Consider the following 13,914-nt stretch of genomic DNA (forward strand, 5'->3'; position numbering starts at 1 on the left):
TATATAATAGAAGTGTTATTCTAGTAAGGATAGTAATTAATAAGTTTAAATTATGAAGGAGAATTATAATGCCTGAAATTACACATAGAAAAAATACACGCCCGGTTAAAGTCGGTGATCTTACTATTGGGGGCTCAAATGAACTTGTAATCCAAAGTATGACGACAACGAAGACACATGATGTTGAAGCTACAGTTGCAGAGATCAAACGTCTTGAAGAAGCGGGATGCCAAATTGTCCGTGTAGCCTGTCCTAAAGAAGAAGATGCACTTGCAATTGCAGAAATCAAAAAACAAATTAATATTCCATTAGTCGTCGATATTCATTTCGACTATAAACTTGCATTGCTCGCAATTGAAGGTGGCGCAGATAAAATTCGTATCAATCCCGGAAATATCGGTCGCCGTGAAAAAGTTGAAGAAGTTGTAAAAGCTTGTAAAGCGAAAGGTATTCCAATTCGTATCGGAGTAAATGCAGGTTCGCTTGAGAAGCATATATTGAAAAAATATGGTTATCCTACAGCAGATGGTATGGTGGAAAGTGCACTGCATCATATTAAAATATTAGAAGACCTGGATTTCCATGATATTATCGTTTCGATGAAAGCAAGTGATGTTAACTTAGCAATCGAGGCATATACAAAAGCTGCGCAAGCATTTGATTATCCGCTACATTTAGGTATTACAGAAAGCGGAACATTATTTGCAGGGACTGTAAAATCGGCAGCAGGTCTCGGTGCAATTATGAGTTTAGGTATTGGTAACACGTTACGTATTTCATTATCTGCAGATCCTGTAGAAGAAGTTAAAGTGGCGAGAGAACTACTGAAATCTTTCGGTCTGGCAAGTAATGCAGCAACGCTTATTTCATGTCCTACTTGTGGTCGTATTGAAATCGACTTAATTTCAATTGCCAACGAAGTTGAAGAATACATTTCAACGATCAAAGCACCGCTCAAAGTCGCAGTATTAGGGTGTGCTGTAAATGGCCCGGGAGAAGCAAGAGAAGCTGATATTGGAATCGCAGGGGCACGTGGAGAAGGATTATTGTTTATGAAAGGTAAGACGGTAAGAAAAGTGCCTGAAGAGACAATGGTTGAAGAATTGAAGATGGAAATCGACAAACTTGCTGAAGAATACTTTAAAAAACAGGAAGCAGAAAAGTTAGCGAATGCAGAAAAATAAAATAAGATTTGGCATTGATATTGATGGTACTGTCACATGTCCGACAGCACTTGTCCCATATCTTCAGAAATCCTTTAACCCCCACTTTAAGTACGAAGATATTACTGCATACGAACTAACAACTGTACTAGGCATTAGCAATGATGAAGTTGCACAGTGGTTCAAAGAAAACGAGCGTGCTTTATATAAAGATTCGCCTGTGCATAAAGATGCGGATTTAATATTAAGACAGTGGTCAGAACAATTTGAGCTATTCTTTATCAGTGCAAGACATACTTTACTAACAGATATCACCTATGATTGGTTTGATAGACATAATATCCCCTATCACCATATCGAACTTACAGGTTCGCATAATAAAATTGAAGCGGCGCGCAATCTAAAGGTAGATGCTTTCTTTGAAGATAAACTTGATAATGCACTTGATATTCAACAGGCGCTTGATATTCCGGTCTATCTGTTTGATACACCATACAACCAGGCAGAGTTACCTGAAGATGTGTTTCGTGTGCACTCCTGGATTGAAACGAATCGACTTATTCAACAACATTTTAATACAAAATAAAAAAGATGCCGAGAGGCATCTTTTTTATTTGCATTTTTCACATAATCCATAGAGTTCAATTTTATGACTTTCTATTTCAACATCCGGAAGTTCATCCTTAAATATTTCAATTGGACAATGTTCCACAACACGCGTATCTCCACAATGCCTGCAGATAAAATGATGATGATGATGATGACTACAGGCAAGTCTGAACTTCTTCTCTCCTTCTAACTCAGTTGTTTCTATAATCCCTAATGATTCAAATAGATGTAGGTTGCGATAAATTGTGTCAAATGAAATACCAGGATATTTATCGTTCAGAGCTTGCTGCATCTGTTTAGCGTTTAAATATTTACTATTATCATGCAGAAGAGTAATCATATCTTTTCTTTTGTCAGTATATTTGTGCCCATTGTCCTTCAATATTTGAATTGCATCATTAATTTCCATTTAAACTACCTGCTTTTTCTTTATTTTTCTTGATTATAATCGATAATATCAAAATCGCTACAAGTAACATGACAATAACACCGCCTGGCGTTATATCAAGATAGAATGCTGTTACTAAACCAGCAATAACAGCAAATTCACCGATGACGACACTCCATACCATCAGTTCTTTATAACTTCTTGTCAGTCGCATGGCACTAGCGACAGGTAACGTAATTAAACTAGATACTAGCAGTATTCCCACGACACGCATAGATGCAGAGATAACAAGCGCGACCATAAGCATAAACAAAATATGTACATACCTTGGCACGCCAATAATCGAAGCATATTCTTCATCAAATGAAAGGATGAATAATTCTTTGTACAGCAGTCCAATAAACAACACTACGACTATAAAAATAGAAAAGATGACTACAACATCATTGAACGTTACTGCACTGATACTTCCAAATAAATAGCCGAATAAATCCTGATTGAAACCATCTGCAAAAGAAATAAATATAACACTCAATCCGATACCAAGACTCATAATTATCGGAATTGCAAGCTCCTGATAATGTTTATAGACACTTCGTAATCTTTCGATCATAAGTGAACCTGCAATTGAAAATAATATCCCCGTCCATACAGGATTAATCGTAAATGCCAATACTTTAGTCAATAACATACCAAATGCGATACCACCAAGTGTAACATGACTGAGTGCATCCGCTATTAATGACAGTCTTCTGACAACGATAAAAGTTCCTATTAATGGTGCAAGTAATCCAATCAGGATTCCAGATATAAATGAATAACGAATAAAGTCAAATTCTATTAGCGCATCAATCAGACTCATAAACAGCACTCCCTATCATGTCCACTATGATCGATGAACTGTACAGGATGACCATAAATTTTAGAAATTTCTACTTCATCAAGCGATTTAAATTGATGTGTTGTTCCGTGGAAATGCAGATGTTCGTTGAGACAAGCGACTTGTGTTGCTGTATCAACAACTACACCAATATCATGGGAGACAAGTAGAATTGTGATACCTTCTTGTTTCAGCTGTTCAAGTAACGCATAGAATTCCGCCACATTTTTTGCATCAATCCCTACTGTCGGTTCATCGAGCACAAGCACCGATGGATTTGATATCAAGGCTCGCGCGATATATACACGCTGCTGTTGTCCACCAGAAAGATCAGATATATTTTTATCTTTTAGCTGATCGATATGGAGACGTCTTAAAATGTCATCCACTTTTTTATGATCATTCTTGTCAAATCTTTTAAACATAGGTTTTATCTGTATTAAACCGCTTCTTACAACTTCAAAAACATTTGCCGGGAAACCTGAATTCCCTGCATTTGATTTTTGTGACACGTAACCAATGCCCGTACGATTCTTTAGCTTGCGAATGTCCGTACCATTCATCAGAATACTGCCATCCTGCAAATTCAAGATACCAAGTATCAGTTTCAGCAAAGTTGATTTCCCAGACCCATTCGGACCCACAATTGCCAGAAAATCACCTTGATAGACACTAATATTAATATGGGATAACGCTTTCTTATCTGGATAACTGTAAGATACATCTTTAATTTCAAATACGGGTTCCATATCCTCATCCTTCTATAAACAAAAACAAGCATTAATCATAGATTAATCCCTGTTTCTATTGTCAAATTCTACTGCAATTTAATCTTTTCTAATAATTCAGGATCAAAAGTTCTACTTTTAATCATATCGATTTCAAATTTATAAGGCGGTTTTTTATTTTTCTTATCGTCTCCAACTTGAACGTAAGGGGTTTCTAGAATCTTAGGAATATTTTCAAATGCTTCATGATAAACGAGTTTTGTTAATGCATCAAAACCAATATTTCCGAAACCAAAGTTTTCATGTCTATCTTTTCTTGCACCTGTAACATTTTTGCTGTCGTTCACATGCACAACTTTAATACGATCTAATCCAACGACGTCATCAAATTCCTGTAATACCCCATCTAAGTTATTGATAATATCATATCCCGCATCATGTGTGTGACATGTATCAAAACATACAGAGAGTCGTTCATTATGTGTTACACCTGAAATAATTTCGGCAAGTTCTTCAAATGATTTACCACATTCAGAGCCTTTACCCGCCATTGTTTCAAGTGCAATACGCACATCGTTATTATTCGATAAAACTTCATTCAAACCTTCGATGATCTTCTTAATACCTGCTTCTTCTCCAGCTCCTACATGTGCACCTGGATGCAGCACAATATCTTTTGCACCAAGTGCTTCAGTACGCTCGATTTCCTTTTGTAAAAATTCAACACCTAAAGCAAATACTTCAGGTTTTACTGTATTTGCAATATTGATAATATATGGTGCGTGGACAACAATATTTGATAAACCGTTTGCTTGCATATGTGCCTGTCCTGCTTCAATATTTAAGTCTTCAATTGCTTTACGTCGAGTATTTTGAGGTGCACCTGTATAAATCATAAAGGTAGAAGCACCATAGCTTGCCGCCTCTTCTGATGCCTGCAGGAGCATCTTCTTTCCGCTCATTGAAACATGTGATCCGATTAACATAAGTTTCACCTTAACCTTTTCTGTTCTGCTTGTTTACACGTTTGGAGTGCGCTCTCTTTTCATTACGTTTAACCTTATCTAATTCATATCTGAACTTCTTCTTATAACCTGGTTTTACTTTCTTTTTCTTTTTCACTTTATGAACTAAAGATTTTTCAATATTATCTTCTTTTTTCTGACGACTTCTACGCTCAGTACGATCCTTAATTTCTGTAAGTTCACCATTTTTAATATCCGAATGAATGAATGAGAACCCTTTTTTCTCTATCTGGTTGATTAAGTCTTCTTCGTCAGGCGTGTAAAGTGTGATCGCAACGCCCGTGTAATTACCACGTCCTGTACGCCCTACACGGTGTGTGAAGAAATCGATATCTTTTGGAATATCATAGTTAAATACATGACTTACACCATCAATATCAATCCCTCTGCTTGCAAGGTCACTTGCTATAATATATTGAAATTCTAAGTTCTTGACACGTTTCATCATCTGAGTACGTTCACGAGGTGCCAGTCCCCCGTGCATGATACCTACTTTCATTCCTTGATCCTGTAAGTACTCAGCAAGTTCATCTGCGCGGTCACGACTATTCGCAAAGATAATGGCTAAATATGGATTACACGTGTTCATAACGCTCACTAGCTTCTCTTTTTTGTCGTTACTCTTTGTTGGAACGAGGTAGAAGGTAATATTCTTATTCGTCTTACTATCTGGTTCGATTTCGATAAATTCCGGCTTTGATAGATATTTGTTTAAAAATGGATGTAATGCTTTAGGAATCGTTGCTGAAAAGACAGCAATCTGAGCATCACGTGATACGTTCGCAGCAATTTTATCAACTGTTGGTAAGAATCCAAGATCTATCATTAAATCCGCTTCATCAATTACCACTGCATTCGCCAAATGAATATGCAGTACATTTTCCTCCGCTAGATCTTTAATACGGTTTGGTGTGCCAATTACGATTTGTGGCTGTACTTTTGATTTCTGTATATCTTTATTCTTATCTGTTCCTCCGATGTACAGGCCTGCTTTAATGCCTTCAGTAAAGGAAATAAGATGTTCACTTGCATCATATAATTGTTTTGCAAGTTCACGTGTCGGCGCTAGAATAATCACTTGCGGCTGAATTAAATCTTTATCAATTTTATTAATTAACGGCAACAGGAATGCATGTGATTTACCTGTACCAGTTTGAGATTGTCCGATTAAATGTGTTTCTTTTTTTAATTTTGGAATAACTCTTCTCTGGATTTCTGTGGGCTGGTTGAAATTTAGATCCTTCACCGCTTCTATTAAATATGGTGCAAGTTCAAAATGTTCAAATGGGTGTTTGTCCATCATAATCCTCCTCTTTTTCTTCATCTAATGTATTATATAGGAAACATTACTAAAAAGAAAGTAAACATTTTTAAAACCATATTATAAATGGTATGATAATGGTACTGATTCATGAATTGGAGGCACAATAATGGAAATCATTAAAATTACACCTCGTGGCTATTGTTATGGCGTAGTCGATGCAATGGTCATCGCACGTAACGCATCCTTAGACAAAACCCTACCACGTCCTATTTATATACTTGGTATGATCGTTCATAATAAACATGTCACAGATGCATTTGAAAGTGACGGCATTATTACATTGGATGGTCCTAACCGACTTGAAATCTTAGAACAGATTGAAACTGGAACGGTCATCTTCACAGCACATGGTGTAAGTCCAGAAGTAAAACGTCTTGCAAAAGAAAAAGGCCTTGTCTGTATCGATGCCACTTGTCCAGATGTTGAAAATACACATACATTGATTCGTCGTAAGAAAGCTGACGGATATCATGTCATCTATATCGGTAAGAAAGGTCACCCTGAACCTGAAGGAGCAGTGGGTGTTGCTCCGGATATCGTTCACCTTGTAGAAAACAAGCAGGATATCGAACAATTACCTGAATCATTAAATGATCAGAAACTCATTGTAACAAATCAAACAACAATGAGTCAGTGGGATGTTAAACATCTGATGGAAGACTTAGAAGAGAAGTTTCCGCATATTGAAGTGCATGAAGAAATATGTCTCGCAACACAAGTGAGACAGGAAGCCGTTGCAAATCAGGCTCCAAGTGCGGATGTTCTAATCGTTGTCGGTGACCCTAAAAGTAATAACTCTAACAGACTCGCACAAGTTTCAAAAGAAATCGCACATACCGAAGCCTATCGTATTTCAGATATCAGTGAATTAAAGTTAGAGTGGCTTGAGGGAAAATCAACGATTGCAGTTACAGCAGGAGCTTCTACACCTACACCGATCGTTAAAGAAGTGATTGACTATATTAAAGGCTATGATCCACTAAATATTACTCCTATACCTGAAACGTCTGGTGTACCAGTTGAAAAGATCTTACCTAAAATTAAAAACGCAGCCCCTGTCAAAATATTAGATTAACAAAAGTGCCATCGTCTACTGACGATGGCACTTTTATTTATATTTCATTAAACGGATTAGTATTTGTCGTTGATGCGATAACTGTAATTTCAGGTATCAGGCCATGAATTATCGCTTTCAGTCCTTCTCTCATTACATATTCACTATAATGACCGATATCAATTGCGATTTGTCCTTTCATCAGTAAATCATGTGCTTCATGGTACTTGATATCCCCAGTTAAAAACACATCAGCTCGTCCTGCAATTTGATCCATATACGATACGCCGGCACCACCAATAATAGAAATTGACGTAAGCTGGGCATTTAAATTACCAATTACTTTAACAGACGGAATATCAAGCTTATCTTTTAAAATTTCAGCAAGCTCGTGAACCTTCATTTCTTCAATCTTACCGATAGTCCCCGTACCATAATCTGCCGGAACGTCATATTCAAATATATCATATGCAGGCGTTTCGTACGGGTGTACATCCATAATGACTTTCTCTACTTGCTGCCTTAATTGAGGTTCAAATACACACTCAATCTTCATTTCCTGTTCGTAATGGATCTCACCTTTCTTACCTACAAATGGATTTGCACTTGATAATGGCATAAATTCTCCTGTACCTTCTGTTGTATAGAAGCAATGTGCATATTCTCCAATTTGTCCGGCACCAATTTGCGCTAATGCACCTTTCATTTGCGCGGCATGATCATTCGGTACAAACAACTGTAATTTGCAAAGCTTTCTAGATTCACGTAACAGAATCGTCTGATCCTTCAAACCAATTTGTTTACCGATCATATAACTCACACCATATTTGTAGTTATCTAAATTTGTATGCATCGCAATCACTTGAATATCATGCTTAATTGCATGGCACATGACATTGCCGTATCCTCCGGCATTAATTTGTTTTATGCCGCTAAAAATAAGCGGATGGTGACAAATAATTGTATTGATACCATACGTAATTGCTTCATCAATAACTTCCTCTGTACAGTCTAATGTTGTCAGAACCCCTGTCACTTCTGTCGATTCATCTCCGATTAATAGTCCAACATTGTCCCAGGATTCCGCTGTGTACTTCGGAATTTCGTTATGAATAATCTGCTGTAATTCACAAATTTTCAATGTCTAAGACCTCCTTTAGAGTTTCAATATCGTTCAGTAGCTGTGATGCTTTTTCAGAGTGTCTTTCTTCTAATTTTATCGCTTCATATACTGTTTGCAGATGATGATACTCACGTAACCACTTCTCCTTAAAAACATCGTCCTTTTTATTTAATAACACCGGACCAAACTTTAACTCTCTTTCATTATACGTTACGTCTATATCATTTCGTTCAGCAACGATAATTTCGTATACGTGTTTACGCTCTTTCATAATGACTTCATCTTTTATCATGTAGCCTAATGCTATCAATCTACGCCTAACTGCTTCTGTATGAATATTACTTTGCAGTATAAGTGTCGGATAATGTGTAAGTTTTCCTTTACCGTTATTTAAAATCTCACTGATTAATGGACCACCCATCCCGCAAATGGTAATGCAGTCTACTTCATTCTGCTCAATTACATCAAGGCCGTCTCCAAGTCTGACATCTATCTTACTGTCCAGTGCATACTTCTTTACATTTTCTACTGCTGACATAAATGGACCCTTTACAACTTCACCTGCAACAGCACTTTTTACTTTGCCTTGTTCTATTGCATATATCGGAAGATACGCATGGTCTGAACCGATATCTGCTAATTTTTCATGATTGATATATGTTGCAACTGCCAATAATCTGTTATTTATCATCGCGTTTATCCTTTCATTTCATTCAATCTAAAAGAGGATGAGACAACGTTGTCCCATCCTCTCATATTGTAAATTATTATTTAGCACCATCTTTAAGATACTTAACTAAAGTATCTAGATCTTTATCAGAAATTGTTGCTTCGTCATGTGCTGGCATCGCACCTTTACCTTCACGGATAACTTTCTTTAAAGCACCTGCGTCTTTAGAGTTCCCCGCTAATTTAGGACCCATACCGCCTTCTAAGTTTTGACCATGACAAGAAGTACAGTTGTCTTTAGCAAATGTTTTTGCATCAAATTTCTGTTCAGTTTTAGCACCGTCTTCGCCCTTCTCTTCTCCTTTGTTTGCACCGTGTGCTGACATAAAGAAAATAAGACCTACACCCATAAGCATAATAAGTATAAACGGTATCACTGGATTACGATTCATTCAATTAACCTCCCTTTAAATTCACCATATACATATCTATTTTATATTAAAAAGTAGGATTGTCAAAGACTTTTCACAATTTAATTTAATTAATCCATAAAATCTTTTAAGCGTTTACTTCTTGATGGATGACGTAACTTTCTGAGTGCCTTTGCTTCTATCTGTCTGATACGTTCACGTGTTACTCCAAACACCTTACCAACTTCCTCAAGTGTGCGTGTACGACCATCATCTAGTCCAAATCTTAAGCGCAGGACATTTTCTTCTCTGTCCGTCAGGGTATCAAGTACGTCCTCTAACTGTTCTTTCAGAAGTTCATAAGCTGCATGATCTGCGGGACTTTGTGCATCCTGATCCTCAATGAAATCACCTAGATGGCTGTCATCTTCTTCTCCAATCGGTGTTTCAAGAGAAACTGGTTCCTGAGCAATCTTCAAGATTTCTCTTACTTTTTCCGCTGGCAGATCCATTTCTTCGCCAATCTCTTCTGGAGAAGGATCACGACCTAAATCTTGCAGTAACTGACGTTGTACACGAATTAATTTATTGATTGTTTCAACCATATGAACCGGGATTCGAATTGTACGTGCCTGGTCAGCGATTGCACGTGTTATCGCCTGACGAATCCACCACGTTGCGTAAGTCGAAAATTTAAAGCCTTTTGTAAAGTCAAATTTCTCAACCGCTTTTATAAGACCCATATTTCCTTCCTGAATCAAATCAAGGAACAGCATACCACGCCCAACATAACGCTTCGCAATACTAACCACAAGACGTAAGTTTGCTTCTGCAAGTCTCGCTTTCGCTTCTTCGTCACCTTGTTCAATTCGTTTCGCAAGTTCAATTTCTTCTTCTGCACTTAATAAATTTACACGACCAATTTCTTTTAGATACATACGTACAGGGTCATTAATCTTAACACCTGGTGGTGCTGAAAGATCGTTTAAATTAATCTTGTCGTCCGTATCTTGTGCATCTTTTTCATTAATTAATGTAATATCATTCTCAGCAATTGCTTCAAAGAATTCATCCATATGATCAGAATCCATTTCGAAGTTCTGCAGTTTATCTGCAATCTCTTCGTGACTGAGATGACCATTTTTCTTACCAGTCTCTATCAACTGTGCTTTAACCTGGTCAATTGTTAATAATACATCGTCTTTATTTTTTTTCGTTTCTTTTTTGGCCATAATGTTTAACCCCCTGTAGAATCTACTGTTTCTTTTGTCGTTGTAAATTAATAATTTCACGCATAAGCTGCGCACGCTTTTCATGATTCTCTGTACTTACAGCATCACTAAGTTGTGCCTTTAACGATTGCAGCTGTTCTATTTCTTTCGGTTCCTGCTGAAAGACATAAAGGTAATCATTGACTTCTTCGATAGAAGGCTCATGATTTACGAGCATAGCATCAATTTTCAGGCAAGTTTCATGGCATTCATGTGGAACATGTGATGAGAATTTGCTTAGCATAAATGTCTCTTCTATTTTATAGTACCCACTTAATGCTTTATAAATCATCTCATGAACTTTGACGCTAAAATGCTCTTCTGTAATCTGATCTTCAAATTGCATAAAAAGCATACGATCATTCATAAAATATTTCAGCACAGTACGCTCAGCTAACAATTGTCGTGACAGTGTCTCACTTTCAAATGTCGGCATACGCGCTTGTATTCTATTATCCTTCTGTACTTTGAATTTTAAGCTGTCAAAGTCTACATTAAACAACTCGGTGATTTCATGCAATACTTTTTTCTGTAAATGCTCGGAATTCATTAGTTTAGCATCTTCGATAACGTTATTCAAATGTTTTTCATAGGCAAGATCATTATTCTTAATTTCATCGAGATAATGGCGCATATAAAAGCTCACATAAGTAAGCTTATTATGATTAAAATAACTTAAAAATTTATCCGTTCCAAGTTCTGTAATCATCTCATCAGGATCGTATCCTTTTTTCATCGGTACAACAAATACATTCATACCTTCTTGATTTAACTGCTTACCGATTTTAAGAGTGGCTTCGATACCCGCTCGGTCGCCATCATACATCAATGTAATATTCGATGCCAGTTTCTTCAGCTGTAGGATATGCTCACGGCTAAGTGCCGTACCCATCGTTGCAATCGCGTTTAATATTCCAGTTTCATTAAGTTTAAGGACGTCCATAAATCCTTCCAGCAAAATAACTTCATCTTGATTACGAATCGGTTTTCTTGCAACATCAATGTGATAAAGCACATTTCTTTTTTGGAAAATTAAAGTTTCAGGACTGTTTAAATACTTGGGTTCGCTCCCATCAATCGAGCGCGCCGAAAAACCGATAACTTTACCGCGGAAGTCCTTGATAGGAAACATGATACGGTTTCTAAACCGGTCAAAGTAGGATATCGTTTCTTCATTACGACTCAGCAGACCTGCATCATAGGCAAGTGCCTCATCATAGCCTTTATTCTTTAAATAATCACGGGTAAATGTTGACACGTTAGGACTATAACCTATTTTCTCACGTGCAATCTGTTCATCTGTAAATCCTCTTGAATACAAATACTTAAGTGCCGGCTCAGCTTGTTCAATCGCCTTAAGCACATAGTTATAATAATGTGCCATCGCTTCATGCATCGCAATCATCTTGCTCTGCTCATTATCTGCTTGAGGCGTACCGTCGTCAGTCTTAACTTCTATCCCTGCACGCTCACCTAGTATCTTCACCGCTTCTATAAAGCTGATGGCTTCAATCTGCTCTATAAACTGAAAAACATTACCACCTTTTTTACAGCCGAAGCAGTGGCAGATCTGTTTTTCTACCGAGACAGAAAACGAAGGAGTCTTTTCATCATGAAAGGGACATAAACCGATGTAGTTTCGTCCCCTTTTTTCTAATTTCACATATTGACTGACAACGTCCAATATATCGTTCTTCTGTTGGATTTCATGTATTAACTCTGGCTCTATATGCAAATTATGCACCTCTTTAACGTTGATTCTCAGTAACAATCTTAATAATTTCGTTCGCTGTTTCTTCTATCGCTTTATTCGAAACATCAATCACCTTACATCCAATTCTATCGACAATCGAATGGAAATAGTCAAGTTCTTCATGAATACGGTCATCCTTAGCATAGTTCGCATCATTCTTTAACCCAAGTTGAGCAAGACGTTCCACTCTTATCTTGTTTAGCTTAGCTGGATCAATTTTTAAGGCGATGCACTTGGATGGATCTATATCAAACAGCTGCTCAGGTGGATCAACTTCGGGTACAAGCGGCACGTTCATTACCTTATATCGCTTATGCGCTAAGTATTGACTTAGCGGCGTCTTAGATGTACGAGAGACGCCTACCAGCACGATATCTGCTTTAGCTAAACCACGCACATCTCTTCCGTCATCGTATTTTACGGCAAATTCAATGGCTTCTATTTTCTTGAAATAATCTTCATCTAACTTATGTACGATACCTGGTTCATTTAAGGGATGCTCGTCTAAAACATCAACCAGCACTGTCATCAAAGGACCCATTATATCGACACTCTTAATAGCAAAAGCCTCAAGCTGCTGCTGCATATACTTTCTGATCGCTGGTTTAACAAGTGTATAGACAACAATCGATTCCTGTTCCTTTGACAGATTAATAACTTCATCAACATTCTCGGTTGTCTCGATATAAGGTAGTCGTATCGTATCAATCACATTATTAAGTAGATTAAATTGAGATACACATGCTTTCGTAACGAGTTCTGCAGTCTCCCCTACAGAATCCGATGCGATGATTAACCTAATTTCTTTCATAAATTTATCCCCTATTCATCCTCAATTAGTGACACAAAGGCACGCGTAATCGTTGTCTTAGTGATACGCCCTGTCACTTCATAATGTTCTCCTGACTTCTGTACAACTGGTAACGAATCAATCTGTTTCTCTATCAATAGATTTGCCGCATATATGAGCAGATCATCCTGTACACATACAGAAATATTTGGCATACGGGACATAAAGACATTTACCGGCAGATTATGAATCTCCTGATTACCCATCGATGCACGGAGCAGATCTTTACGAGAGCATACACCAACAAGATGATTTTCATGATTTGTCACAAAAAGTGTACCTACATCCTCCAGAAACATCGTACAAATTGCATCATAAGCTGAAATGTCTTCGTGGATGACGACCGGTATAGACTGAAAATCTTTCACCTTAAACTTCTTAATAGAAGCTGATAAGAGCTGTGTGCTTGACTTACCCGTGTAAAAGTAACCCACTCGTGGTCTCGCATCTAAGTAGCCAGCCATAGTCAGGATTGCTAAATCTGGTCTTAATGTTGCTCGTGTTAAACTCAATTTCTCAGCAATCTTCTCTCCAGTAATGGGGCCATTGTTTTTTACAATCTGTATTATCTTTTCCTGCCTTTTATTCAGTTCTATCGTAAACACCCCAAACATGCACAATTTAATAACTTTATTATACCCATCAACTGCAATTTTTACAAATGACA

General features: G+C 37.3%; 15 protein-coding genes. 3 read left to right on the top strand and 12 right to left on the bottom strand.

Annotated features, from left to right (window positions below):
* Positions 1-77 precede the first annotated feature (77 nt).
* Both ispG and QA539_RS06285 read left to right on the top strand, forming a co-directional pair.
* Positions 78-1,184, top strand: coding sequence for a flavodoxin-dependent (E)-4-hydroxy-3-methylbut-2-enyl-diphosphate synthase (gene ispG, locus QA539_RS06280; protein ID WP_174804805.1), 1,107 nt, complete (start codon positions 78-80; stop codon positions 1,182-1,184).
* Positions 1,171-1,749: a 5' nucleotidase, NT5C type gene (locus QA539_RS06285; RefSeq protein WP_219492152.1), complete on the top strand. Its 579-nt coding sequence runs from the start codon at positions 1,171-1,173 to the stop codon at positions 1,747-1,749. Before ispG ends, QA539_RS06285 begins: the two co-directional genes overlap by 14 nt.
* A gap of 24 nt (positions 1,750-1,773) precedes the next feature.
* Here the strand turns inward: QA539_RS06285 and QA539_RS06290 are convergent, their stop codons facing one another.
* The 5 genes from QA539_RS06290 to QA539_RS06310 form a co-directional block, all read right to left on the bottom strand.
* Positions 1,774-2,181, bottom strand: a complete 408-nt coding sequence (locus QA539_RS06290; protein ID WP_219492154.1) for a Fur family transcriptional regulator — start codon at positions 2,179-2,181, stop codon at positions 1,774-1,776.
* Positions 2,171-3,016: a metal ABC transporter permease gene (locus QA539_RS06295; RefSeq protein WP_165980776.1), complete on the bottom strand. Its 846-nt coding sequence runs from the start codon at positions 3,014-3,016 to the stop codon at positions 2,171-2,173. Before QA539_RS06295 ends, QA539_RS06290 begins: the two co-directional genes overlap by 11 nt.
* A gap of 2 nt (positions 3,017-3,018) precedes the next feature.
* Positions 3,019-3,789, bottom strand: coding sequence for a metal ABC transporter ATP-binding protein (locus QA539_RS06300; protein ID WP_101140304.1), 771 nt, complete (start codon positions 3,787-3,789; stop codon positions 3,019-3,021).
* A gap of 68 nt (positions 3,790-3,857) precedes the next feature.
* Entirely contained in the window at positions 3,858-4,754 is an 897-nt protein-coding gene (locus QA539_RS06305) for a deoxyribonuclease IV (RefSeq protein ID WP_101140303.1), read from the bottom strand.
* Positions 4,755-4,764: 10 nt separating this feature from the next.
* Entirely contained in the window at positions 4,765-6,093 is a 1,329-nt protein-coding gene (locus tag QA539_RS06310; protein ID WP_101140302.1) for a DEAD/DEAH box helicase, read from the bottom strand.
* A 130-nt stretch (positions 6,094-6,223) separates the two neighbouring features.
* On the opposite strand from QA539_RS06310, the gene QA539_RS06315 reads away from it, so the two are divergent.
* Complete coding sequence (locus QA539_RS06315; protein WP_283721889.1) at positions 6,224-7,192, top strand: 4-hydroxy-3-methylbut-2-enyl diphosphate reductase; 969 nt, start codon at positions 6,224-6,226, stop codon at positions 7,190-7,192.
* Positions 7,193-7,229: 37 nt separating this feature from the next.
* Here QA539_RS06315 and QA539_RS06320 read toward each other — a convergent pair whose 3' ends face one another.
* The 7 genes from QA539_RS06320 to QA539_RS06350 form a co-directional block, all read right to left on the bottom strand.
* Positions 7,230-8,312: a Nif3-like dinuclear metal center hexameric protein gene (locus QA539_RS06320; RefSeq protein ID WP_419894986.1), complete on the bottom strand. Its 1,083-nt coding sequence runs from the start codon at positions 8,310-8,312 to the stop codon at positions 7,230-7,232.
* Complete coding sequence (locus QA539_RS06325) at positions 8,299-8,985, bottom strand: tRNA (adenine(22)-N(1))-methyltransferase (protein WP_219492162.1); 687 nt, start codon at positions 8,983-8,985, stop codon at positions 8,299-8,301. Before QA539_RS06325 ends, QA539_RS06320 begins: the two co-directional genes overlap by 14 nt.
* A gap of 76 nt (positions 8,986-9,061) precedes the next feature.
* Positions 9,062-9,415, bottom strand: a complete 354-nt coding sequence (locus QA539_RS06330; RefSeq protein ID WP_219492164.1) for a c-type cytochrome — start codon at positions 9,413-9,415, stop codon at positions 9,062-9,064.
* An 89-nt stretch (positions 9,416-9,504) separates the two neighbouring features.
* Positions 9,505-10,605, bottom strand: a complete 1,101-nt coding sequence (rpoD, locus tag QA539_RS06335) for an RNA polymerase sigma factor RpoD (RefSeq protein ID WP_219492167.1) — start codon at positions 10,603-10,605, stop codon at positions 9,505-9,507.
* A 22-nt stretch (positions 10,606-10,627) separates the two neighbouring features.
* Positions 10,628-12,379, bottom strand: coding sequence for a DNA primase (gene dnaG / locus QA539_RS06340; RefSeq protein ID WP_419894987.1), 1,752 nt, complete (start codon positions 12,377-12,379; stop codon positions 10,628-10,630).
* Between the two features lie 13 nt (positions 12,380-12,392).
* Complete coding sequence (locus QA539_RS06345; protein WP_219492172.1) at positions 12,393-13,208, bottom strand: pyruvate, water dikinase regulatory protein; 816 nt, start codon at positions 13,206-13,208, stop codon at positions 12,393-12,395.
* An 11-nt stretch (positions 13,209-13,219) separates the two neighbouring features.
* Positions 13,220-13,852 carry a helix-turn-helix transcriptional regulator gene (locus QA539_RS06350; protein WP_219494835.1) on the bottom strand — a complete coding sequence of 211 codons (633 nt, stop codon included), beginning with the start codon at positions 13,850-13,852 and terminating at the stop codon, positions 13,220-13,222.
* Between the last annotated feature and the right edge of the window lie 62 nt (positions 13,853-13,914).

The sequence above is a fragment of the Macrococcus psychrotolerans genome (assembly GCF_038095555.1).
Taxonomy (GTDB): Bacteria; Bacillota; Bacilli; order Staphylococcales; family Staphylococcaceae; genus Macrococcoides; species Macrococcoides psychrotolerans.